Source organism: Collinsella sp. CLA-JM-H32B (assembly GCF_040098065.1).
Classification (GTDB): domain Bacteria; phylum Actinomycetota; class Coriobacteriia; order Coriobacteriales; family Coriobacteriaceae; genus Collinsella.
Map to the genome: position 1 here is coordinate 1 of NZ_JBBNNA010000022.1, position 24,436 is coordinate 24,436.

21 protein-coding genes and 1 pseudogene are annotated in these 24,436 nt (G+C 62.1%); 5 read left to right on the plus strand and 17 right to left on the minus strand.

Annotation, left to right across the window (positions count from 1 at the left end):
• Positions 1-153: 153 nt before the first annotated feature.
• The gene (locus tag AAA138_RS09500; protein ID WP_349090620.1) at positions 154-2,301 is read left to right on the plus strand and encodes a Tex family protein; all 2,148 of its coding nucleotides are present in this window, start codon (positions 154-156) and stop codon (positions 2,299-2,301) included.
• Between the two features lie 381 nt (positions 2,302-2,682).
• Here AAA138_RS09500 and AAA138_RS09505 read toward each other — a convergent pair whose 3' ends face one another.
• The 11 genes and pseudogenes from AAA138_RS09505 to AAA138_RS09555 all read right to left on the minus strand — a co-directional run bounded on the left by AAA138_RS09505 (position 2,683) and on the right by AAA138_RS09555 (position 10,992).
• Complete coding sequence (locus tag AAA138_RS09505) at positions 2,683-3,387, minus strand: transaldolase (protein WP_349090621.1); 705 nt, start codon at positions 3,385-3,387, stop codon at positions 2,683-2,685.
• 211 nt (positions 3,388-3,598) lie between these two features.
• Positions 3,599-3,907: an HAD hydrolase family protein gene (locus tag AAA138_RS09510; RefSeq protein WP_349090622.1), complete on the minus strand. Its 309-nt coding sequence runs from the start codon at positions 3,905-3,907 to the stop codon at positions 3,599-3,601.
• 113 nt (positions 3,908-4,020) lie between these two features.
• On the minus strand, positions 4,021-5,112 hold the full coding sequence (locus AAA138_RS09515; RefSeq protein WP_055251952.1) for an alpha/beta hydrolase: 1,092 nt from the start codon (positions 5,110-5,112) through the stop codon (positions 4,021-4,023).
• Positions 5,113-5,114: 2 nt separating this feature from the next.
• Positions 5,115-6,059, minus strand: coding sequence for an aldo/keto reductase (locus tag AAA138_RS09520; protein ID WP_349090623.1), 945 nt, complete (start codon positions 6,057-6,059; stop codon positions 5,115-5,117).
• Positions 6,060-6,156: 97 nt separating this feature from the next.
• Positions 6,157-6,993 (minus strand): PTS system mannose/fructose/sorbose family transporter subunit IID, encoded by an 837-nt coding sequence (locus AAA138_RS09525; protein WP_349090624.1) that lies wholly within the window; start codon positions 6,991-6,993, stop codon positions 6,157-6,159.
• Entirely contained in the window at positions 6,990-7,802 is an 813-nt protein-coding gene (locus AAA138_RS09530; protein ID WP_349090625.1) for a PTS sugar transporter subunit IIC, read from the minus strand. Before AAA138_RS09530 ends, AAA138_RS09525 begins: the two co-directional genes overlap by 4 nt.
• Positions 7,803-7,848: 46 nt before the next feature.
• Complete coding sequence (locus AAA138_RS09535; protein WP_055251944.1) at positions 7,849-8,352, minus strand: PTS sugar transporter subunit IIB; 504 nt, start codon at positions 8,350-8,352, stop codon at positions 7,849-7,851.
• Positions 8,353-8,381: 29 nt separating this feature from the next.
• A complete protein-coding gene (locus AAA138_RS09540; protein ID WP_055251942.1) occupies positions 8,382-8,810 on the minus strand; it encodes a PTS sugar transporter subunit IIA in 429 nt (142 codons plus the stop codon).
• Positions 8,811-8,820: 10 nt separating this feature from the next.
• Positions 8,821-9,675, minus strand: a complete 855-nt coding sequence (locus tag AAA138_RS09545; RefSeq protein ID WP_346973850.1) for a class II fructose-bisphosphate aldolase — start codon at positions 9,673-9,675, stop codon at positions 8,821-8,823.
• Between the two features lie 114 nt (positions 9,676-9,789).
• Positions 9,790-10,800 (minus strand): annotated as a pseudogene (locus tag AAA138_RS09550) (MFS transporter); the annotation flags it as partial.
• Positions 10,801-10,812: 12 nt separating this feature from the next.
• Complete coding sequence (locus tag AAA138_RS09555) at positions 10,813-10,992, minus strand: hypothetical protein (RefSeq protein ID WP_349090626.1); 180 nt, start codon at positions 10,990-10,992, stop codon at positions 10,813-10,815.
• Positions 10,993-11,292: 300 nt separating this feature from the next.
• On the opposite strand from AAA138_RS09555, the gene AAA138_RS09560 reads away from it, so the two are divergent.
• Positions 11,293-12,156, plus strand: a complete 864-nt coding sequence (locus AAA138_RS09560; protein WP_349090627.1) for a MurR/RpiR family transcriptional regulator — start codon at positions 11,293-11,295, stop codon at positions 12,154-12,156.
• Positions 12,157-12,205: 49 nt separating this feature from the next.
• On the plus strand, positions 12,206-13,033 hold the full coding sequence (locus AAA138_RS09565) for an HAD family hydrolase (RefSeq protein WP_349090628.1): 828 nt from the start codon (positions 12,206-12,208) through the stop codon (positions 13,031-13,033).
• Positions 13,034-13,085: 52 nt separating this feature from the next.
• Here the strand turns inward: AAA138_RS09565 and AAA138_RS09570 are convergent, their stop codons facing one another.
• Complete coding sequence (locus AAA138_RS09570; RefSeq protein WP_158567043.1) at positions 13,086-13,235, minus strand: hypothetical protein; 150 nt, start codon at positions 13,233-13,235, stop codon at positions 13,086-13,088.
• A 251-nt stretch (positions 13,236-13,486) separates the two neighbouring features.
• On the opposite strand from AAA138_RS09570, the gene rlmKL reads away from it, so the two are divergent.
• Positions 13,487-16,054: a bifunctional 23S rRNA (guanine(2069)-N(7))-methyltransferase RlmK/23S rRNA (guanine(2445)-N(2))-methyltransferase RlmL gene (gene rlmKL / locus AAA138_RS09575; protein ID WP_349090629.1), complete on the plus strand. Its 2,568-nt coding sequence runs from the start codon at positions 13,487-13,489 to the stop codon at positions 16,052-16,054.
• Positions 16,055-16,148: 94 nt separating this feature from the next.
• Here the strand turns inward: rlmKL and AAA138_RS09580 are convergent, their stop codons facing one another.
• The 5 genes from AAA138_RS09580 to AAA138_RS09600 all read right to left on the minus strand — a co-directional run bounded on the left by AAA138_RS09580 (position 16,149) and on the right by AAA138_RS09600 (position 21,920).
• Positions 16,149-16,862: a response regulator transcription factor gene (locus AAA138_RS09580; RefSeq protein WP_349090630.1), complete on the minus strand. Its 714-nt coding sequence runs from the start codon at positions 16,860-16,862 to the stop codon at positions 16,149-16,151.
• Positions 16,863-16,866: 4 nt separating this feature from the next.
• Positions 16,867-18,492: an ATP-binding protein gene (locus AAA138_RS09585; RefSeq protein ID WP_349090631.1), complete on the minus strand. Its 1,626-nt coding sequence runs from the start codon at positions 18,490-18,492 to the stop codon at positions 16,867-16,869.
• 113 nt (positions 18,493-18,605) lie between these two features.
• Positions 18,606-18,830: a hypothetical protein gene (locus AAA138_RS09590; RefSeq protein ID WP_349090632.1), complete on the minus strand. Its 225-nt coding sequence runs from the start codon at positions 18,828-18,830 to the stop codon at positions 18,606-18,608.
• Between the two features lie 31 nt (positions 18,831-18,861).
• Complete coding sequence (locus tag AAA138_RS09595) at positions 18,862-20,889, minus strand: KUP/HAK/KT family potassium transporter (RefSeq protein WP_349090633.1); 2,028 nt, start codon at positions 20,887-20,889, stop codon at positions 18,862-18,864.
• Positions 20,890-21,047: 158 nt separating this feature from the next.
• The gene (locus tag AAA138_RS09600; RefSeq protein WP_349090634.1) at positions 21,048-21,920 is read right to left on the minus strand and encodes a nitroreductase family protein; all 873 of its coding nucleotides are present in this window, start codon (positions 21,918-21,920) and stop codon (positions 21,048-21,050) included.
• A 214-nt stretch (positions 21,921-22,134) separates the two neighbouring features.
• Here AAA138_RS09600 and AAA138_RS09605 point away from each other — a divergent pair, with 214 nt between their 5' ends.
• Positions 22,135-24,435, plus strand: coding sequence for an LTA synthase family protein (locus AAA138_RS09605; protein ID WP_349090635.1), 2,301 nt, complete (start codon positions 22,135-22,137; stop codon positions 24,433-24,435).
• Position 24,436 lies beyond the last annotated feature (1 nt).

Consider the following 24,436-nt stretch of genomic DNA (forward strand, 5'->3'; position numbering starts at 1 on the left):
CCGATTTTCGGAAAACCGGGGGATGGTCGACCCATACGGTTCAAACGTAGTAGATAGGCCCCTTTCGTGGCGCAACCCCAAAACAGTCTTTTGGGACGGGTGGTATCCTTGGTAGCTCTGTGCTGCAAACGCACCTTTACCGCAAGGAGTTTCATGGATCTTATCGCCCAGCTCGCCCGCGAGCTCAACCTTAAGGCCGCCAACGTCGAGGCAGCCGTCAAGCTCATCGACGAGGGCAACACCATCCCCTTTATCTCGCGCTACCGCAAGGAAGCCACGGGCGGCATGGACGACGTCGCCCTGCGCGCACTCGACGAGCGCCTGTCCTACCTGCGCAATCTCGAGCAGCGTAAAGAGGACGTCGTTCTGCTCATCGACGCCCGGGGCAAACTCACGCCCGAACTCGAGCAGCAGATTCGCGAGGCCACGCAGCTCCAGCGTGTCGAGGACCTCTACAAGCCCTACCGCAAAAAGCGCATGACCCGCGCGCAAAAGGCCCGCGAGGCCGGCCTGGAGCCGCTCGCCAACATGATCATCATGCAGGCCTCGGCCAAGGGCAGCGCACTCGACGCCGCCGCGGCATACGTCAACGAGGAGGCCGGCTTCGACACGCCCGAGAAGGCGCTCGCCGGCGCCGCCGACATCGTGGCCGAGACGGTAGCCGAGGACCCCGAGAACGTCGCCGACCTGCGCGCCTTTACGCAAAACACCGCCGACATCGTCGTCGAGGCCACCGACCCCGCGGAGAAGACTCCCTACGAGCCGTATTACAGCTATGATGAGCCGCTGCGCCGTATACCCAACCACCGTGTGCTGGCTATCGACCGCGGTGAGCGCGAGGGCAAGCTCCGCGTGCGCGTGAACGTCGACGGCGCTGCCGCCACGGCACGCCTCGGCAGCCGTTGGCCCCGACGCCAGGGCGTCTTCGCGCCCGTCTTTGACGCCGCCATCGCCGACGGCTACAAGCGCCTCATGGCCCCCTCGCTGGAGCGCGAGGCCCGCGCCAAACTCACCGTCCGCGCCCAGACCGAGGCCATCAATGTCTTTGCCAAGAATCTCGAGGGGCTGCTCTCGGCACGCCCCGTGCGCGGCGCCCGCGTGCTCGCGCTCGATCCGGGCTACCGCACCGGCTGCAAGGTCGCCGTCATGGACGAGACCGGCAAGCTGCTCGACCACGGCGTGGTCTACCCCACCAAGCCGCGCCACGACGTCGCCGGCACCAAGCGCGAGCTCGCCCGCCTCGTCAAGAAGGACAGCGTCAACACCATCGTCATCGGCAACGGCACCGCCAGCCGCGAGACCGAGGAAGTCGTTTCGGAGTTCATTGCCGAGCAGGCGCCCAGCCTTCGCTACACCATCGTCAACGAGGCCGGCGCATCGGTGTACTCCGCCTCCGAGCTCGCCAGCCAGGAATATCCCGACCTGGACGTCACCGTGCGTGGCGCCATGAGCCTGGGCCGCCGCCTGCAAGACCCGCTGGCAGAGCTCGTCAAGATTCCGCCCCAGTCCATCGGCGTTGGCCAGTACCAGCACGACCTTGACCAGGCCGAGCTTTCGCGCACCCTGGGCCATGTGGTGGAGGACGTCGTCAACCGCGTGGGCGTCGACGTGAGCACCGCGAGCGCAAGCCTGCTGGGATATGTATCGGGCATCACGCCGAGCGTGGCCAAAAACATCGTGGCCTACCGCGAGGAAAACGGCGCCTTTACCGATCGCCGCCAGCTTAAGAAGGTCCCCAAACTAGGACCCAAGGCATACCTCAACGCCGCGGGCTTCCTGCGCATCAGCGGCGGCAAGAACCCGCTCGACGCGACGAGCGTCCACCCCGAGAGCTACGAGGTGGCCACGTCCGTCCTGGAACGCGCCGGCGTTAAAGCCAGCGAGCTCAGCCGCGGCGGCGTGCCCGACATCGAGCGCCGTCTGGGCAGTATCTCGGCGCTGGCAAGTGACCTGAACTGCGGCACCCTCACGCTCATCGACATCGTCAACGAGCTCAAGAAGCCCGGCCGCGACCCGCGCGACGACGCGCCCGAGGTGGTCTTTAGCCGCTCGGCGCTTTCCATCGACGACCTGGAACCCGGCATGGAGCTCAAGGGGACGGTGCGCAACGTCGTCGACTTTGGCGCGTTCGTCGACGTGGGCGTGCACCAGGACGGCCTCGTGCATATCTCCAAGCTGGCCAATCGCTTTGTCAAGCACCCGAACGACGTGGTGCGCGTCGGCGACACGGTCAAGGTGTGGGTAGAAAAGGTCGATCGCGACCGCAAGAAGATCTCGCTCACCATGGTGCAGGGAAAGTAAACCGCCAAAGCAAAGGTACCCCCTGTAGCGATGTGCAAAATCGCGAGTATTCTGCAAATTCCACCGTTCCGGATGCCCCTCAGAGACGAAAAAGCAAAAAACAGCCCCCGTTTTAGCGTCGTCAGAGCCAAAACGGGGGCCGTTCCATGCTTCGGTCAACTGATAAAGACCTTTACCTTGCTGAATACTCTCAATTTTGCACGGCGCAGGCGGGGGTACCCTTGCTTACGGCAGGATATGGAAGCCAATCACCAACCTACCGGCAAGCTCGTGTCGGCAGCCCCGGTCTTTCCTTTGCCTAGCGCGACTCTCGCGAAGCGCGTGAGCGATAGGGAAAGGAAAGACCGGGGCGAACAACCCGCGACACAGCCAGTGTTCACCCTACGGCAGGATATGGAAGCCGAGCGAGGCGATATCCTTGGCAAAGCCGCGGACGGTGTCGAGCGAGACCTCGTACGGATCACGGCCGATGTTCTTGCGCTTGGCCAGGATGCTGTTGGGTACCGTGATGATCTGGCAACCGCAGGCTTCGGCCTGGTAAATGTTGATGAGCTCGCGCGTGGACGCCCACAGGACCTCGCAGTTGGGCTTGACGGCGGCCTTCTTGACCGACTCCGTCATAAACGGAATGGGATCGACGCCGGTATCGGCGATGCGGCCGGCAAAGAGTGAAATGATAGACGGTGTCTCGGCGTCAACGGCCTCGACCATCTCGTCGACCTGCTCGGGCGTAAAGATGGTGGTGACGTTGACCTTGATGCCATCGGCCGAAAGCTTGCGGACCAGCTCGGCGGTGGACTCGCCCTTGGTGGTCACGCACGGAATCTTGACGTAGACGTTCTCGGCCCAGGTGGCGATCTCGCGAGCCTCGACCTCCATGGTCTCGACGTCGTCGGCAAAGACCTCAAACGAGACGGACACATCGGTGATGTGAGCCAGGACCTCCTTGGCAAACGCGCGGTAATCCGTCACGCCGCCCTTCTTCATAAGGGACGGGTTGGTCGTGAAACCCTGAACGTTGCCGTTCTCGTACATGTCGAGCATGCCCTCGAGGTTTGCACCGTCAGCGAACACCTTGATTGCCATCTGCCTGATTCCTTCCGTTTGCATACGGCCGATAAACTGCTAAACACTTTACCTATGTTTATCAAGGCGTGAGCTGCGGGTTTTTATCTTCTCGGCGAACGGTATAAACACTTTAGCGTTTTTGAGCACACCTTCCAGCAGCAAAACGATTTTGCAGGGCGGGCCCATTTGAGCCGCCCGCCGCGGGTGAACGGTAATTGGGCGGTTCCCGCTAGATCAACCCAAAGTGGCGCATCGCCGTGACGGTGCCGTCGTGCTCGACGTCGTCGGTCACATAGTCGGCGACCGCCTTGACCTCGGGCATGGCGTTGCCCATGGCGACAGCCATCTCGACAGCGGCGAGTATGCCCAGGTCGTTGCCCGAATCGCCGAAGCCAAAGGTGTGCGCGTTACGGCTGCATCCCAGATACTCCAGTGCTTGCGCCACGCCCACGCCCTTGTCAATGCCCTTGGGGCTCAGCTCGCGGTTTGCTTGCTGGGCTCGCTTGGAAGATCGGCGGTAAACGCGTCTCCCAGTCAATCCGGCACCGCCGAGGCAAACCCCACACGCGCCCGCCAACGCAAAGGTCCGGCGGGACGCACCTAGCATCCCGCCGGACCGTCACTCGTCCAGGAGGTCGCCGCGACGAGCCCCTAGATCTTCGCAAGCTCCTCGGAGATGACGCGACAGACATCCTCAGCCTGAGGCATCACGCCGTACATCTCGAAGAAGCCGTGGTCGCAGCCGCGATAACGAATCGCAGTGACGTCAACGCCCGCATCCTGCAGCCTCTTCGCGAACAGCTCGTCCTGATAGCGCAGATAGTCATACTCGGAAGAGATGATGACCGTGCGGGGGAACGCGCTCACGTCCTCCGCGAACAGCGCGGAAATCAGCGGGTCGAGCATCTTGTCCGCATCGCCGTTGACGTACATGGGCGGAAGGTCGTTGTTGGCGAGGCGAATGCGATCAACCCTGCTCAGCGCCTCGGGCCTCTGCTCATCCACGACCTCGTACAGGTCATAGGACCACTCATCCGGAACGGGACCGCCATCAACGAGCGGATAAAGCTCGACAACCGCCTTGATCCTATCCGCGTGAGAGCCCTCGAGCACGACGGCATTCGACAGGCTGCCACCCGCAGAGTCACCAGCCACGGCAATGCGAGTCGCATCAACGCCCAGCTCGTCAGCGTGATCGACAAGCCAGTCGAGCGTCTTCACGCAGTCCTCGACGCCACCCGGGAACATCGTCTCGGGAGACAGGCGGTACTCCGGATAGATCGCGACGCAACCCGTGCGCTCCACGATGTCGCGCAGGCAGTTCTCGTACTGGCCGATGTTACCCACCATGAACCCGCCGCCATGGATGAACACGAGCGCGGCAGACCCATCCTCGTGCCCCTCCGGCGTGAAGATGTGCAGCGGAATGCCCTTGTCGCCGAAGTTCATGACGACGGTCTTCTTGGCAACGTTCGCGCCCCTCACGACGTGGGTCTCCTTGTTGGGCGCGGAGCGCCACGCGATCACGTCCACCGGTCCGGCCGGCGCCGACCCCGCCGCAGGAGCCGCAGCGAGCTTCGCGTGCGCACGAGCATAGACGCGCGGATCGAGCACGTGCTCGCGGTCGTCACCCGGCACGGGCTTCAGCATCAGCCTCAGGCCGTTAGGCTCGACAACCTCCCTCGCGCCACTCTCAAGCACCTCAAGCTCGGAAGTGGGGTACTTCCTATCCTCGGCGCTCATGGCTAGCCGATCTTCAGCTCGTCGAGCCTGGCGTCGAGCTTGGCCATCTCGTCGGCGGAAAGCTCCCACTCGAACGTCTCGCAGTTCTGAATCGCGTGGGCGTCCGTGCGCACGCCCACGAGAGCGGTGCCCACGTACTCCTTCTGGGTGCTCCAGTTCACGGCAACCTGCGCCACGGGTTTGTCGTGGGCCTCGGCGATCTCGTCCATGACCTTGAGCAGCTCCTGGACGCGCGAGAACTTGGGCTCCCGGAAGTAGTCGTAGAAGCCACCGCGGACGTCGCCTTCCTCGAACTTCGTCAGCTCGCGGAACTTGCCCGACAGGATGCCCGCGCCAAGGGAGCCATAGGTGAAGGAGTCGATGCCACGCTCGTAGCCCCACTTGATGAGGTCCTCGGAGGAGCGGTCAACCATAGAGTAGGGCGGCTGCTGGACGTCAATCTGAGCGACCTTCTCGCACTCCTCGATCATCTCGGTCGTGAAGTTGGAGACGCCGATGTTGCGAATCTTGCCCTGCTCCTTGAGGAGCTGGAGGGCGCACATCGTCTCGGAGAACGGAGTCTTAGCGTCGGGCCAGTGCACGAAGTAGAAGTCGATGTAGTCGGTGCGGAGGTTGCGCAGCGAGCTCTCGACCTCCCTCATGATGTTCTTGAACGAGGAGTCGCGGTCATAGCCGGCGGCGCTGGTGATCAGGCCAACCTTGGTCGAGAGCAGGTAGCTCTCTCTGTCGACGCCCCTGAGCGCGTTGCCGACGACCTTCTCGGACGTGCCGTTGCCATAGCACGGCGCGGTGTCGATGAGGTTGACGCCGTGATCGAGCATGGTGCGGATGGCGGACATGCTGGCGGCGTCATCGTTCTCACCAAAGGAGTCGCCGCCGATCGCCCAGGTGCCCACAGCGAGCTGGGAGACGTCGACATCGGAATTCTTGAGGTGCGTGTAGCGCATGTTCTCTCCTTCTAATGGGGCGGCACGCGTCGAATGTCCTCGATCGCGTGCCGCCGGGAATTGCCTTAAACAAGCTTCGAATGATCCGGAAGCCGCCCTACACGATGCCCACGAGGCCGAGGACGAGCGCCAGAATCATGATGCCAACCAGGATGATGTTGACGTTCACGTTCTTCTTGCGCAGGAGCCAGAGGACGACGAGCGTAAGCCCCAGGGGCACGATGCCCTTGAAGACCGAGTCGAGGTAGGTCTGAATCATGACGGGGTCAGAGTCCTGAACCGGAATGGACAGGATCGTGTTGAATTGGACGTTCGCCGCAGTCATGGCACCGATCATCACGAGGCCAACCGTGGAGGTCGCCTTGGTGATGAGCTTCATGAGACCACCCTCGTACATCTCGGAGATGAAGTTGGTGCCCATGCTGAAGCCGAGGTAGGTCATGAAGTATCGGCAGAGGATCGACGGGATGTTGTAGATCAGCAGGAACATGATCGCGCCGAGGGGCGAGCCGCTCATGGCGAGGTTGATGCCAATGCCGGCAGCGATGACACGCAGGACGCCCCAGAAGATTGCGTCACCGATGCCGGACATCGGGCCCATCAGGGAAACCTTGATGCCGTCGATGGACTCGGTGTCGAAGTCTTCGTGCTGCGAGTTCTCCCTCTCCATGGAGGCGACGAGGCCCATGGCGAACGTGCCGACGTTCTGGGTAATGTTGTACCAAGTCGTGTGACGCTTCATGGCTTCGGCACGGGCCTCGGGGTCATCGGCGTAGTAGCGGTTAAGCGCGGGCTGGACGGAGTACAGCCAGCCGTCGGCGCCAGCCTTGACGGAACCGCCGGCGCAGGAGGCGAACACGGAGAAAGAGCGCAGGAAAATGCTGTTGAGCATCTTCTTGTCTTCAGGGCTCACATTCTTGGTCAGGTTGCTCATGCGAAGAAATCCTCCTCGTCGCTGGTTACAGAGTCGTTGGAAACGGCCTGGGTGGCCAAGCCCTTCTTGGTGAGATCGAAAATCTCCTTGTCGCGGAGGGCGGAGGCAACCGCGATGATGACGCCGAGAACCGCGATGGCGATCATCGGGAGGCCGAGGTACTGGTAGAGCGTGAAGCCCAGGAAGAAGTAGATGCTGAGCTCGGTGCTCCACAGCATCTGGAGCAGGAGCGCCATACTAACGGCGGGCAGGAGGGCGCCCACGGCGTTGAGGCCGCTCATGACATTGGCCGGAATCTGGTTGACGATAGCGGCAACGGGCTCAGCGCCAAGGTAAACGCCGAGGAAGGCGATGAAGCCAAAGGCGGCGTACTTAACGAACCAGAGAACGAAGTGCTGAAGCGCGAGGCCCTTCTCGTTGCCCTCGGCGGCCATCTTGTCAAAGGTGGCGGCGAAGAACGCAAGGAACACGTTGTTCATGAAGATCGAGAGGAACGCGGTGACGACGCCAACGGGAACGGCCAGCGTGATGGCGGCGCCTTGGTCGATGCCGGCGCCAACGGTGAAGGCGACGGCGAGGGCGGTCGCGGTAACGGGCTCGGCGGAGATGGCGCCACCGATGTTAACCGCGCCCATGAAGATTGCCTCGAGAGAGGCACCGATGATGACACCGGTCTTGACGTCGCCCATCAGAAGGCCCGCAACGAGGCCGACCACGAGAGGACGCTCGATCATACACTGACCGAGAACCCAGTTGCCGCCGTAGCAAATCAGCACGGTCAACCAGGCCATTACTGCTAACCCAATCATTTGACTTCCTTTCTCTCATTTCGTTTGACCGCCTGGCCAAATCCCCTTATTTCTCCGCCGCCTCGATCAGACTCTTGAGAGGAGTCTTGGGATTGGACGGGATAAGCTGATGGAAAACCGGAATACCCTGCTCGCAAAGCTCCTTCGCGGCCTCGAGCTCATCCGGGTTGAGCATGATCGTGGAGTTAAGGGCGACCTTGCTATCCGGATCGGACTTGTCGAAGCGGCCGACATTGGCAACGTTCACGCCCTCGATCTTGCCCGGTGCGCCTTTAACGAGCTCAAGCACGTCACGCACGCAGTTGGTGAGCGCGAAGATGCGCATGGAGTCCGCACGCGGATCGTTCGCGATGCGGCAAGCATCCGGAACATCCTTGACGAGGAGCTTCTGGCCCGCCGGCGTACCCATGGAAAGCGTCATGCGAAGGGCATCGCTCTCCACGGCGTGCTTGTTGGCGACGATGATCCTGGTGGTGTTGAGCTCCTTGGTCCACACCAGGGCGACCTGCCCGTGAATCAGACGGTCATCGACTCGAACCTGAACAATCATTGTTTCCTCTCCTTACTTATTAGTGCTCTCTAATCGAAGAAGTCTCCGTCGGACCCCTCGTTGTCCGCGGCCTTGCTCGGAGGCTCGACGACCTGCATCGTCGCCCTCGCCAGCTCGACGCTCTGCTTGATCGAATCTGCCGTGACCGGCTCAGCGCCGAGGAGCGCCTCGATCACGAGGCCGAGGTTCATACCGGTAACATGGACGATCCCGCGCTTCTCCGGCTCCATGAGGACGACCTTCTGGAAGACGGAGCCACCGTAGATGTCGGTGAAGATGATGGCCTCGTCCTCAGGGCCCACCGAGTCAATAAACGCCTGGATGCGAGGGGTGAAATCGGAGTCGTCCACGTAGCAGTCAACTGCTTCCACCATGTCCGCCATACCGGTCAGGATCTCGATCGAGCTCCTGATTCCGCTTGCGAGGTGACCGTGCGACGCGACAAGAACTTTCTTCATCGAGTCTCTCCTAGAGCGAATAGTGGTTGGGGTTCAGAAGCTGGATCTTGCTTGCGACGAACGCGCGCATGTCGGGGGCGGCGTCCATCAGGAGGCCAATGCCGTTGCCGTCGTTCTTGCCGGAGCTGATGTCCTTCTCGAAGGCGCGGTACATGGAGCGGAAGTACTCCGTGGCGATGTTGAACTTGCTCATGCCGAGGTTCACGGCCTCCTGGAGCTGCTCGTCGGGGATGTCGGAGCATCCGTGCATGACGAGGGGGACGCTGACGGCCTCCCTGCAGGCCTTGATGCGCTCCATGTCGAGGTTCGGGACCTTGACGTAGGGGCCGTGGGCGTTGCCGACGGCGATGGCGAGCGAACCACAGCCGGTGCCCTCGACGAACTCCTCGGCGAGGTTCGGGTCGGTATAGTGGTCGCTGTTCACGAAGTCGTTGGCGTCGGAGCCGTTGCCGACGTGGCCGAGCTCGGCCTCGATGTCAACGTCGAAGATCTTGGCGACCTGGACGACGTCCTTCGTGAGCTGGAAGTTCTCCTCATAGGGAAGCGAGGAGCCGTCGACCATGACGGAGGGGAAACCGGCCTTGACGCCCTTGACGGCGATCTCGTAACCAGCGGAGTGATCCTGGTGGACGGCGACGGGCACGCTCGCGCGCTCGGCGTAATAGCGGGCGGCGAAGGCGATGATGTCGAGGGCACAGTGGTCCTCGAAGCCGGGCCAGTACTGGATGATGATAGGCATGTGCTCATCCTCGGCGGCCTGGATCGCATAACGGATGGTCTCCGTGTTGATGACGTTGATCGCGGGCACGCCATAGTGGTGCTCGGTCGCATGTTGAAGAAGCTCGTTGACCTTGATGAGAGACATCTTTGTCTTCCTTTCACTTGGATAACCATTGGATTGGACAGTTCTCAGCTCGTCAGCTGGTTGAACACGAAGAGAAGCGCGAAGCAGGCAGGCGCTTGCAAAACGCGGTGGAACCTATGCGGCCGACTGGCCCTCAGGCTGTGGCGCTGCGCTTCGACGCCACAGTACGTACGCCACAAAAGCAACGACCGCAGCAATCGTTGAAGCGAGGGCGAAGGCCAGAAAACCCGCGTGCGTGCCGAGCGCGTCGCACGCCCAACCGCCAAACAGGTTCGCAACCACGACGGACAGACCGCTCTGAACCATCGCGAAGGCGCTCTGACCTCGAGCGCGACAATCCTCGTAAGTGTGGTTGGCAATGTAGGTAACGCAGGAGTAGTAGACGGTCATGTAACTCACGCTCTGCAGCAGCTGGCCGCAGATCATGACCGGGACGATGCCGGTGCCCACGAGCACGAGCCTGAGCGCCGCCATGAAGCAGGAAAAGATCAGGAGGTTCATCTCGCCGAAGCGCCTGACCAGCTTGGAGGAAACGAGCAGGATGGGGATCTCGCTCGCAGCGGAGACCGCACTCAGGACGCCCACGAGGTTCTGACCCTCGCCAAGCTCGACCGCGTAGCGGCCCAAGAACGCCCCGATGAAGCCAATCGCGGCCGAACTGATGAAGGCGAAGACCAAGACGAAGGCGATCTCATTGCTGGTAAACAGCGAGAGGAGGCCCTTTCCGTGGGAGACCTTGGGATCGTCCGCGGCATTGGCGCGAATTCCCGCCTCGGGGAGGCGCCACATGTGAGCCGCGAAGACCACCAGCGCGGCAGAGACCACCGCGAACTGGATTTGAGGAGCCATGTCGAGCAGCCGGCCGACGATCAGGACGACGATGGCATAGCCGATAGTGCCACCCATGCGAATGCGAGAAAAGTCCAGGCCAGAGCGATCCGCGAGCTCGATGACGAGGGAGTCACTCAGGGGCAGGAGCCCCGAGAAAAACGCCGAGAACGCAAAGGTTACGAGAAGGACCGGGACGAACGTCGACGCCAGGTAATACAGCGGAGCGAGTACCGCCGCCGCAAGGCAGAGGATCACGATGACCGCGCGGCGGCGCCCGAGCTTGTCGGCGATCGTCGACCAGAGCGGCTAGATAGCGAGCGCACACACCGGGGTCGCCGCGAGGAGGATGCCGGTCTGGGCTGCGCTGAGGCCGAGGCTCGTGTAGTGAGCGGAGAGGAACGGCGAGTACACGCCCGCGCAGACCCAGTAGAGGACGTTCGCGAAGAACAGCGAAGTCATGCTTGCGTTTGTCCTGGCGTTGTGCATCGTGCTTCTCCCTTCTTGCTCGCCGGGTGCCTGTCTGGGCTTCGAAGTGATTCGCCATCTAGCGTGAAACAAAGTTGTGAGGCGTTGGAACAATGTTCTGTTGTTTTATCGTTTTCGTGCCGTTGTTTCACGGCTCATAAGATAGCAGCTCAAGATGAGATTGCGCCGGGGAAGCACCGATTTACCGTGAACGGTAGGAAATCAGCGGTGAAACGCTATTTCACCGCTTATGAAACATTTTGCTTTATTTTCACCTCTCTTGACCTAAGATACGAAGCAAACTAGGGCCAAGGAGTAACCATGGATAAGACAGGGGATGTGCTCAGCCACATCTGCACGGTCATGAACAGCCTATCCCCCTCGGAGAAGGCAATCGCAACGTATGTGCTCGACCACCCGTCGGACGTCGCAACGATGACCGTCCGCGAACTCGCCGCAGGAACCGGTACGTCACCGGCGTCTGTTTCGAGGTTCGCAAGGACGCTTGACTACCGAACCTATTCGGACATGCGTCTGGCGCTCGGCATATCCATCAGCAGGGCCTCCGGCGAGGAAAAGGCCACGGGCGGCAAGGTTACTCTGGACGACGTCGAGGGCTCCATTAAGTACGTCCTGTCTCACAAGGTCAAGGAGCTCTCCCAAACCGCCTCGCTCATTGACTCCGATGACTTTTCGGCAGTCGTCAATCTGCTCCACAACGCCAACCTCGTCCTGATTGCGGGCGTCGGCAACTCGATTAGCATGGGCGTAAACGCGGCGTTCAAGCTCTCACAGGTTGGAGTCAGGGCGTTTTGCCCCAGTACCACCGATGCCATGGTCTCCGCCGCAACCAGCCTCAAGGAGAATGACATCCTGCTCGTCATTTCGACGTCCGGATACTCGAAGCGCCTCGTCAGCATATTCGACTCTGCCGAGGATTCGAACACCCCCATCATCATGATCACAGACAACCCAGATACGCCGCTCGCGAAGCGTGCCACGTATATCATCCGAGCCATCTCGCGAGATCAGGCCATCACCGGAACCGAGGTCGCCTTCTCGCACAGCTCGATCAACTTCGTCATCGAGCTGCTGTTCCTCTTCCTGACCTCTTGCTGGGATGACCCGGTAGAGTTTAACAGGATCATCTCGAAGAATCTCTTGGGAGACAGGCAATGCAGCTAGGACGACGCACACCGGCGCACCGACGCCCAGACCGAAACGGGAGGACCCCTTGATAAAGCTCATCCTCGCAGACATGGACGGGACCCTGCTGCCGTTTGGCTCAAGGGTCGTATCGGAGCGCACGCACAGCGCGATTCTTTCGGCGCTTGATGCGGGCATCGCGTTCGGCCCCGCAAGCGGCCGCGACTACGCCGACCTGGCCGATGCCTTTGACGGCGACGCGCGCTGTTTCTCGACCGGCATCATGGCCAACGGAAAGAAGGTCTTCTCCAGCGGCGAACTCGTGTTCAAAAAGACGCTCTCGACGGAGGCCCTCGTCAAGCTCGATAGCGCCGTACGCCCCTACGCGGGGACGTCACTCTGGCTAGTCGCCGATGTCGATGAGACAGGCAAACGCTGCGAGCAGTTCCTCTGCGCCGTCGAGCCTGGCGACGAATTCGCCCTGGAAGTCGTTAAGGACTCCGGAAGAGACATGGCGCTCGGAGACGTGCCCACGAACCGTGACGTCATCACCGCCGGCATCTTCGTCAACGTCAGCTCCGCCCCGACGGAAGTCGTTCGGAGTCGATGCAAGGAAGCCTGCCCAGAGCTTGATTTCCCCTCGCCCGTCCCATTCTTCCTCGATGTTGTTCCGGCTGGCTGGAGCAAGGTAAACGGACTCGACGCGCTTCTCGGCAGCCTTGGGGTCACGCTGGACGAGGTCGCTTTTATCGGAGACTCGGAAAACGACGTGACGCTCCTCGAAAAGGTGCCGAACTCCTACGCAGTCGCGGGCGCGATGCCAGAGGCGAAGGCCGCGGCCCATCACCTGATCGGGGACGCAGCCGAGGACTCCGTCGCGAAGCTCATCGAACAGATCGTCCAGCAGCGAGGCTAGGGTTCCGCCAGCGTGGCATGCGCCGCGTGCCTCGTCATCCGTTCGTGGCGCGCTACCTCGTGACGATCCAGAGCGTGGCCATCGTCGCGACGCCGATGCCTACGATGAGCGCGACCCACAGGACGCGGACCACGAGGTTCATGTCGCCCGCCACCACCATGTCGTTCGCGTGCCAGAACCAGCTCTCGTTTCCCTCGCACATGATGCCCTCCCTTGGCCTCGATTACGCCATCTATGGCCGAGCAATCGCAGGTCACGTGGCATGGATTTGCCCTACGCCCAGCTTTCAGTTCTGTAAGGCGGCGGGAGCCTGTGCGAGGCCCCGAGTCCTGAGGCTGTTGCAATGAAAATGGGAATCAAGGAGCACGCATCAATCATATGGGTTCCTTTCGAGGATAAGGGCAAACGAAGCATCCATCATATAATGGAGCGACGCAACCAGAGAGGTCACCCATGGAATTTTACGCAAGCTGCCCCGAGGGCTTTGAGTCCGCACTCGCCGATGAGCTTAAACGCCTCGGGCTTTCGCATGTTCGCCGGCTGAAGGGCCGCGCTACATTTGAGGGCGAGCTCGAGCAAGGCTACCGCGCCTGTCTGTGGTCGCGCCTGGCGAGCCGCGTGTTCGTGGTACTCGGGCGCTTTGAGGCGCAGGATGCCGACGAGCTGTACGATAGCGTTTACGACATCGCCTGGGAGAGCATTGTTCGCCCCGGAGCCACCATCGCCATCACCGCCCGCGGCGTGACCGAACAGCTGTGCAACACGCGCTTCTCGGCCCTGCGCGCCAAGGACGCGCTGTGCGACCGTCTGGCCGAGACCACGGGCCGTCGCGCCGATGTCGATGCCGCCGACCCCGACGTTCACCTGCTGCTTTCGCTGCGCCAGCGTCGCGCGAGCATCAGCCTGGACCTTTCGGGCGATCCGTTATTCAAGCGCCTGCCGCCCGCAGCGACCCGCGCCGGCGAGGGCTCGCACGTGCTGCGCCCCGACTACGCCGCCCTGGTGCTTTCGCAGGTCGGCTGGACTGCACTGTGCGAGCGCGAGCTAACGGCCGACGATTACGAGAACGAAGCCCTGCCCACGCTGGTCGACGCCTCGTGCGCCGGCGGCGGCCTGCTGCTGGAAGCCGTGAATATCCTAACCGACCGCGCCCCGGGGGCCGCCCGCGAGCGCTGGGGCTTTGAGGGCTGGCAGCTGCACGACGCCGCCCTGTGGGAGCAGCTGCTTGCCGAGGCACGCGAGCGCGAGGCGGCAGCACGCGAGCGCCAGGCACGCATCGTGGCTGTAGACATCGACCCCGCCGCCCGCAAGACCGCCGAGCGCATGGTCAAGTGCGCCGGTTACAAGCGCTTTGTCGATTTTTGCGCTGCCAAATCTGCCACCGTACTGGACCACGCGGGCGCCGTCGCCGGTGCCGCCCTCGTCGCGGATACGACCGAGACCCCGCTTTCGCTCATGCATGACGCCATGACGCTGGTCGGCGAGCTGCGCCGCGCGCCCGAGCTTGCCGCGGCGCCGGTCGCCGCGCTCACCCGCGACGGATTGCTGGCCCGCGCGCTCAACGCCGAGCCCGAGCGCTCGATCGCCGTCATGCCCAACAACGAGGAGGCGACCGTCGAAGTCTGGCCTTCGCTCGACCACGCCGCCGCAGCGTTTGAGGCTGCGACCAGTGCGGATGCCGAGGCCGAGGTCACGGATGCCGACGAAGTCAACGACAACGCCGCCGGCACCCCCATGCCCGAGCCTGCCGCCACGCTCGACCTGGGCGACGGCAAGCCGCTGCCCGTGCTCATCCCCGAGTCCGAGCAGTTCGCCAACCGCCTGCGCAAGAACGCCCGTCTGCGCCGCAAGTGGGCCAAGCGCGAGGGTGTGAGCTGCTACCGCGTCTACGATGCCGACCTGCCCGACTACTCCGCCGCCATCGACCTGTACGAGGGCTGCCCGCAGACGCCGGGCCGCTGGCTCGTCATCGCCGAATACGCCGCGCCCAAGACCATCGACCCCGCACTGGCCCAGGCCCGTATGCTCGATATTCTGGCCATCGCGCCGCGCATCCTAGATGTTCCCGCCGAGCATGTGCACGCCAAGGCCCGCATGCGTTCGCGCGGCGGCTCGCAGTACGGCAAGCAGGGCGCCGGCAAGGGCGGCTCGGGCGAGCGCGCCAATATCGCACGCCGTCGTCTGCCACTCATCGAAGAGGGCGGCCTTACCTTTGCCGTCAACTTTGACGACTACCTGGACGTCGGTATCTTCCTGGATCACCGCGTCACCCGCAACCTGGTGCGCGAGCACGCCAAGCAGGCGCGCCGCTTCCTCAACCTGTTTGCCTACACCGGCACCGCCACCTGCTACGCGGCCGATGGCGGCGTCGAGGAGACCGTGACGGTCGATCTCTCCAACACCTATCTGGACTGGGCCGAGCGCAACATGCGCCAGAACGGCTTTGTGGGGCCTCAGCATCATTTTGTGCGCGACGACGTGCTCGCCTGGATTCGCGACCAGCGCCAGACGCGCAACCGCTGGGACCTGATCTTTGTCGATCCGCCCACGTTCTCGAACTCGTCCAAGATGGGCCACCACACCTGGGATGTCCAGCGCGACCATGTTGAGCTTTTGGCCGGCGTATCGCGCCTGCTCGCACAGGGCGGCCACGCCATCTTTAGCTGCAACCTGCGTGGCTTCCGCCCCGAAACGCGCAAGCTCGCGCGCGCGGGCGTCGTGCTGGAGGACATTACGGCGCAGACCATCCCCGAGGACTTCGCACGCAACCAGAAGGTGCACCACTGCTACATCGTGCGCCGCCTGCCCATCGAGGACGCCATGGCAGAAGTCGGCTTTAGCGCCGAGGAAATTGCCGAGCGCGTCGAGGAGCTGCGCAACCCCGAGGCCCGCAAGCCCCGTGCGGCAGCGCCCGCGCACGCGCAGGCCGGCGACCGGGGGCCGCGCGGCAACGGCAAGCCTGACTCCGCAGGCAAGCCCAAAAAGAAGAAGTTCTACGCCAGCAAGCCCAAGAGCAAATAACAAAGTTGCGGTGGAATACGGACTGTTTTGCCTGGAATTAGGCAAATTTAGACCGTATTTCACCGCAACTCATATTGGGATGGTGGTTGGCGATCTAGCCTTGGGTGACCAGGCGATAGCCGATACCCACGTGCGTTTGGATATAGCGCGGGTGCGCGGGGTCGGACTCGATCTTTTTGCGCAGCGTACCCATAAAGACGCGCAGGCTCGCCAGGTCGCTCTTGGTCGCCGTACCCCAGATCTCGTGCAAAATAAACTGGTGCGTGAGCACCTTGTCGGCATTATGGGCCAGCAGGCACAGCAGTTTGTACTCGATCGGCGTCAGGTGCAGCTCCTCGCCGTCCATCGTGGCGATGCCGGCATCAAAATCGATATGCAGCTCACCGGTATCGAACGTGCCCTCGGACGCACCCATGCCAACCTGCGCATACGAAAGACGCCTGAGCGTCGTGCGAATGCGCGCGAGCAGCTCCTCGACCGAAAACGGCTTGGTCAGGTAGTCGTCGGCACCGGCATCGAGTGCGCGGATTTTGTCCGCGTCTTCGCTGCGCGCCGAGACCACAATAATCGGCATGCCCGACCATGCGCGCACCGACTCCACCACCTTGACACCGTCCATATCGGGCAGGCCCAGATCGAGCAGCACAATGCTCGGCGCCTGCGACGAGGCGGCGGCGATAGCGGCATGGGCGGTCTCCACGGCCATATGGCGCAAGCCGTGCGCCTCGAGCGCGGCAACGATAAGGTTGCGAACGGCGGGGTCGTCCTCAACGACCAAGATAAGCGGTTTTACGGCAGAGTTCGACACAGCGCTACTCCTTATCAAACGAAACGTCGGCGACGGGAAGCTCAATCGTAAAGACCGAGCCGTGCGGGTCCGCCGCGGCAACCTCTATGCTACCGCCATGCGCCAACGCAATGGAGCGGCAGAGCGAAAGACCCAGGCCCACACTGCGATGGCTGTCGGCAAGACCGTGGTTGGCGGTGTAGAACGACTCAAAAATCCGCTCGCGATCCTCGGGCGCGATGCCCGGGCCATCATCGGCCACCGAGCACGTCACGTGCCCATCGTCGACGTCAATCGAAATCACGATATGCGAGCCTGCGGACGTATAGGTGATGGCATTGTTCACCAGGTTCACCACGAGCTGTACCATCAGGCGCGCGTCGACGTTGACGAGCGCCGGTTCATCGCACGGCACCACCTTAAGGTCGTGCTCGCGCACGGCCGGACTTACGTGGCGCAGCGCCTCCTCGACGATATCGTCCATGAGCTCCAGCGTGGTCGACAGATGCATGCCGCCGCCCTCGAGCTTTGTGATGGCGAGTAGGTTCTCGACGGTAGCGTTGAGCCATTGCGCATCCGAGCGAATGGACAGCAGCAAGCCGCGGCGCGTCTGGGCGTCGAGCTCGGCGGTGCCGGTCGAGCCCTGATCGAGCAAGACATCGGCATTGCCCGAAATACTGGTGAGCGGCGTGCGCAGATCATGCGAGATGGAGCGCAGCAGGTTGGCGCGCAGCTGCTCATTTTTGGCAAGCACCGCTGCCTCCTCGCGCGCCTCCATGGCGCGGGCGCGATCGAGCGCCAGCTCGCCTTCGCTCACGATGGCATCGGCCAGCATCCGCTCCTCGTGCGTCAGCACGTCGGGCGCGGCAACGATAGCCAGCACGCCCACCACCGAGGCGGGGTCGCCCGAGTGCACGAAGCCGTCGCCTGTGCGAACCGTCAGGTAGATGCCATAAAACGCCGAGCCGCCATAGGTGGCATCGAGCGGCGTTCCCACATAGGCGGACGCCGAGAGCCGCGGCGGCATCTGCGGCGCCAGTTCATGCACCGGCGCGGCGTCACCCACGGCCGTGTACGTCGCACGCGGCAGCAGGTCATCATCGTCGGCGTCGGCGCTATACCACACGACCGAACAGCCCGAAAGACGCGCCAGCTGCGTTGCCATGGCATGGACAATCTGCTGCTGATCGGCGCACCGCTGCAGCATGCGGTTGGTCTCGAGTACCATATGCGTGCGACGGTCGCTGGCGGCAGCCTGTGCCAAGGCGCGGCGCAGGGCCAACGCAATCGAGCTCGACACAAGCGAGACCACAAACATGATGAAGAACATGCCGGGATAGACGCGGTCGATAAATGACAGCGAGTAGCGCGGATCGACAAACAAGAAGCTGTAGAGCGCCACGGCGGCAGCCGAGCTCAACAGGCAATACAGGCGGCTCCAGGTGAAAAAGGCGCACAGCTGCACGGCAAACACGTAGACGATCATGATGCTGGGAGCGAGACCGGGGCGGTCGAGCAGCACGCCCACAATCGTCGCCGCTAACAGCAGCCCCGCCGCCACGCAGATGTCGTACAGGGGGCCGCGACGCGTCGACGTCGTGCGCCGCCACCAAAAATTTTCGGCAATATCGCCGTCCGCATGGACGTCCATCAGCGCCCCGCCCCTCTCTCAAAAACAAAAACCACCACAAAGGGGACAGGCACCTTTGTGGTGGTTTCCCTCGTGGTGGTTCTAAGTGTAAAGCCTTCTACGACCGGCAGTCGCTAGACAAACAGTACGTGCGCGAGCAGGGCACACACGCACACCGCTCCAAATACCAGTGCCACGATCGAAATTACGCGATCGGCCATGTCCATGTTGGCACGGTTCGTCAAAAACCGATCTTCGTCAGCATCGGCGCACGCCTCACGCACCAGCTCGGCAACCACCTCGCGGCTATCAAGTATCTTTGCATCCATGTTTGCCTCTCCGGCCCCAATCTTGTCCATCGAAAACCAACTCCATGCAACCCGTCGGCGCCTACGGGCGCTCGTTGGGGGCCAGGCGCTGCATCTTGTTCACAGCCTTGAACTTGGTGAACAGCGGCACATACTCAAAGCTCACGTTGGAGTTCTCCAGGCCATACCAGCGCGCCGGCGTACCGGCGGCGCGGCGGATGATGTACTTGAGCGTGATGGCCGTGCGCTCGCTCGGCTCCACGTCACTCTCGGGCGCCAGAAGCTTGCGGATCATGACGAACTTGAACGTGCCGATGTTGCCCGGATCCTTGTAGACCGAGTAGTCATGCGTCTGCGCCGGCAGCTCGCCGGTGGCAGCCAGGTCCTGAACGACCTGACGCAGGTAGGCATTGACGCGCTGGTTGATCTTGTAGCCCAGGTACAGATGCACGCGGAACACGTAGTCGGTGCCGAACGTCTCGACCGAATAGGCAAAGGTATGCGGCTCGTCCATGGTCTCGACATTCACGAGCCACCAGGCGCGAGCGCGCTTGGGATGCTTGTCCAAGATCGAGTAGACGATATCACGGTCGATGTAATCGGTATGGGTGTCCTTGGTCAGGTACACGATGTTGTCGCTCATAAGCTCGTAGCGATCGTCGTCGCGCAGGCGCTTGAGCTGCGGCAGATAGCTGCGCAGCGGCAGCAGCGTAAACTGACGCTGCTCGACCGCCGTGCCGTTGTACCAGCACACCATAACGCCCATGATGAGTGCAGCCATGAGGATGGTGAAGTAGCCACCATGGAAGAACTTGGTGAGCGAGCTCACAAAGAAGAAGCCCTCGAGCATAAGGAAGAACGCAACGAAGATATACGGGGCGACCTTAAGGCCGCGATCAACATGCAGGTAGAAGAAGAGCAGCAGCGTCGTGCACATCATGGTCAGGGTGATCGCCAAGCCGTAGGCGGCCTCCATGTGCGCCGAGCTCTGGAACAGCAGCACCACGATGACGCAGCCCACGAGCATGACGTTGTTGACCATGGGAATATAGAGCTGGCCCTTGGTCTCGGCAGGATAGAAGACCTGCATGTGCGGCATGAGGTCCAGGCGACTGGCCTCGGACACCAGCGAGAATGCGCCGGTGATGAGCGCCTGCGAGGCAATGATGGCCGCGACGGTGGAAAGGCCGACGGCAAAGGGACGCAGACCCGGGGTGAGCATCTGGTAGAAGGGGTTAAGGTCGGCGATACCCATGAGCTCCGGGTTGCCGGCGTTGTTGATAAGCCAAGCGCCCTGGCCCATATAGGACAGCAGCAAGCAGCACTTGACGAACGGCCAGGTAGCGTAAATGTTGCCGCGACCCACATGGCCCATGTCGGAGTAGAGCGCCTCGGCACCGGTGGTGGCAAGGAAGCAGCTGCCCAAGATCATGATGCCCGCATGGTTGTTGGGACTCAGCAAAAAGCCGACGCCGCGCAGCGGGTTGAGGCACAGCAGCACCGCGGGGTACTGGAAGACAAAGAACAGGCCCGTACCGCCCAGGAACAGAAACCACAGCGTCATGATGGGGCCAAAGGCACGGCCGATCTTTGCCGTACCGATGCGCTGCACCAAGAAGAGCACAATGATGATGGCAAGCGTGATGGCCACGACGCGGGCCTGATCGTCGCCTAACACGGCATGGACTGCCGGAATGGTGCGCAAGCCCTCGATGGCCGTGGTAACGGTAACGGCAGGCGTGAGGATGCCATCGGCGAGCAGTGCCGCACCGCCCAGCATGGCGGGGATGATGAGCCATTTGCCGCAGCGCTTAACCAGGCTGTACAGAGCAAAGATGCCACCCTCGCCATGGTTGTCGGCGCGCAGCGAGATCAGCACGTACTTGACGGTCGTCAGCAGCGTGACCGTCCACACAACAAGGGAGAGCGCGCCGAGCACGAACTCCTGCGTAACGCTTCCGATGCCGCCGTTGCCGGCAACGAGCGCCTTGGTTACATACATAGGGCTGGTGCCGATATCGCCATACACCACGCCCAGCGTGACGAGCATCGCCGAGATGCTCACAGGAATCGCAGCGTGCGAAGCTGCCTCCTTGACCTTTTGTTCCATAAGCCGGTTTCCTCCCAACTTTAACGTTCGAGGGGATTATAGGTAATCGGCCCATGGTTTAATGCACCGTTTTCCCAGCTAGATAAACATTTATACGGTCTTTAGGCCATTGCGGCGATATGAAATGTGGTAAAGGGACTGCCCCTTTACCACATCTGTCATTTTCCGAGCCAGTTTTTGAACCACCACTCCATGGAGCGACTCATCTCGGTCATAAAGGGACTCGTGTGTTTGCGAGTGTAGATATCCACCACGCGCTCGCCCACCTCGCGGGCATGCGGGCGAAACATCGCATCCATCTCGGCCACCTGCGCGTCCATGGTCGCGGCATCCGCACGGCAGTAGCGCTCCTCGTGCACCAGGTTCACCACGGGGTGCGCGATTGCCGGGCGCTCCTTACGGGGCGTGCCGATGATGAGCATCGATAGCGGCATGGTATAGGGCGGCAGATTGAGCAGCTCGGCAACTTCCTCGGCATTCTCGACGATATCACCGATGTAGCAGCTCCCCAGCCCCAGGGCCTCGGCGGCAACCACGGCGTTTTGCGCGGCGATCACGGCGTCCTGGGCCGCGATGGCAAAGTCGCCCAAACCCGGCGCGCGGCGGGGCGCTTTACCCGTGCGCTCGACAAACTCGGGCTCAAAGCAGCCCACGTGCTCAAACAGATCGATCCACTTGGCATAATCGACCACAAATATCAGTGCCCAGGGCGCCTTGGCGATCATGGGCTGGTGGTCGCACAGGTCGGCCAGACGGTCCAGCGTAGCCTGCTCGCGAATGCTCACGATGGAATACATCATCATGGCGCCCGCCGACGGCGCGCGACTCGCCGCATGCAAAATCGCCGCCCGCTGCTCGTCGGTCACCGCTACGGGACGATCGTTGTCATCGCGCGCAAAAGCGCGCGTGGACGAACGGTGTTCCAAAATGTCCAGCACCGCGTTGCCCGTAGTCTCGACCGGATAACCGCCGGCGTCCACGACCGCAGCTCCGTCGCCGCCCATGTCCGCCTTGCAAACCTGCTCGCTCATCGCCCTACCCTCGCCATTTCTTTAAGAAGCCTTTACGTTTCCATGTAATTCCCGTCCATTATCGCGCAGGTGGGCACTCCATTGCGCAACACCGCCATACGTGCGCGTTAATATGGCTGGTTGTTGTGCGCAGCTACCAATTGCAGCGCATATCTTGGTAACAATCGGGTAAATCCCCGCTTTCGTAGGTTTTGCATTTGTGAGGAGTTTCAGCATGTTCGCTGCCGCCATCTCGCTCGTCGGTCTTGCGGCGACCGTCTACCTTGTCTTGCGCGAGGCCAAGACCATTCGCGCACAGTCGGGCACCGTTGCCAAGGGCGCTATCGCCTGGAGCGTCGCCTTTGGTCTGTTCCAGGTCTTTTTGACCATTTGGGGCGCCGTGGGCCTCGTCGCCCAAAACGAGCCGCTCGCCTTTGTGATGCTCATCCTGACCAACGCCATCCTCACCGGCTGCGCCTGGGCCAGCATCGCCCGCGACCGCATCGCACCGCGCGTCTTTGCGTTCGCTGCTACCGATGCCCCCGCCCCCACCGGCAAGCTCGCCCGTCTGCGCGGCGCCTTTGTGGGCCGCCCGCTCGTCGCCGCCGTCTTGTGCCTGCTGCTCGCCGGTGTCTTTGCGCTGCTGGGCATGGAGGTCTCGTCCAACCACGACTTTACCTGGGTCTACCCCCTGTGCATCCTGCTCGAGTGGGCCATCATCACCACGCTCATGGCTGGCTTGTTCTTCCTGTTCCAGCGCCACGGCGCAGCTCCCGCGGTCCTGGCCTTCGCCCTCTTTGTCCTGGGCATTGCCGAGTTCTTCGTCATCACGTTTAAATCCATGCCCATCCAGCCGGGCGACCTTTCGGCCATCTCCACCGCCGCCGCGGTCGCCGGCAACGGCTACACCTTCTCGATCTCGCTGTTCTGCGTGCTGTCCATGGGCTTTACCGCCATCGCCATGCTGCTATGCGAGTATGCCGGCCTGATCGCGCCGCATCGCCAGAAGGGCGCCGCCAACGCCAAGCGCATGCTGCTCACCAACCTGCTCGTCGCCGTGCTGTGCCTGGGCGGCGTGACCGCGCATGTCACGCTCATCGACTACTACAACACCCTCGGCATCACTGTCTACACCTGGCGCCCGCTCGAGAGCTACTGGCGCGAGGGCTATCTACCTGCCTTTATTAGTGCGGCACAGTCCATCAAGCCGCCCAAACCCGCCGACTACTCCGTCGACGATGCCAAGGCCACGCTTAAAAAGTACGCCAAGGCCTACGACAAGTCCGACGCCGCCAAGAGCGACGAGCGCACCGCCGCAAAGGAGCAATTCAACAGCGAGAAGCCCACGGTCATCGCCATCATGAACGAGACCTTCTCGGACCTGTCCATCTACCAGAACATGCGCGCCGGCTACGAGGGCCCGCAGTACTTTAAGAACCTGTCCAACTGCCTCAGCCGCGGCAAGCTCTATGTAAGCGCCTACGGCGGCGGCACGGCCAATACCGAGTTTGAGTTTATGACCGGCAACTCCATGGCCAACCTGGGCTCGGGCGTGTACCCCTACACCATCTACAACATGGAGACGACCGGGAACCTGGCAGAGCAGTTCAAGTCGCTCGGCTATTCCACCACCGCCATGCACCCCAACCACGCCACCAACTGGAACCGCGAGAACGTGTACAAGGACTTTGGCTTTGACCGGTTCCTGTCCATCAACGACTTCCAGGGAGCCGACACCCTGCGCGGTATGGTGACCGACCAGGCTACCTACGACAAGATTCTTGAGCTGCTCGACCAGAACGCCGATCCGCAGTTTATCTTCGACGTGACCATGCAGAACCACTCGGGCTACGACACGGGCCTGCTGCCGGTCGACAAGCAGATGCACCTGAATATCGACACGACCGATCTGGACGCCAAGACCGTCGAGGACGGCACGCTCTCCGATGTCGACGAGTACGTCTCGTGCATCGAGCAGTCCGACCAGGCGCTGCGCTACTTCCTTAACGCCTTGAGCAAGCTCGACCGCAAGGTGGTCGTGGTGTTCTGGGGCGATCACCAGCCGTTCTTCCCGTCCAAGTTCAACGACAAGTGGTTTACCGGTGAGGACGACGCCACGCATCAGGAGCGTCTGTGGCAGACCGACTACATCATCTGGGCCAACTACGACGTTGCCGGCTGCGACCAGACGAGCGAGGTCGACGACCTGTCCACCAACTACCTGTCCACGCAGCTTATGCAGCTGATCGGCGCACCCCTCTCCGACTACCAGAAGGCGCACATGACGCTGCGTGAGTCGCTGCCCGCCATCAACTCGGTGGGCTACGAGGACGCCAGCCTGCGCTGGGCGCTCTCCTCCAACGTCACCGGCGACGACGCCGCCGCAGCAGCCGCCACCAAGGCGCGCGAGGATTACGCCAAGATGCAATACTACGAGATGTTCCGCGACGGCAAGAACGTCTATACGGAGCACTTCCAGACCGAGGCCAACGAGACCGACCCCAACCTGGCGCCGGGTACGACCAAGATCAAGTAGC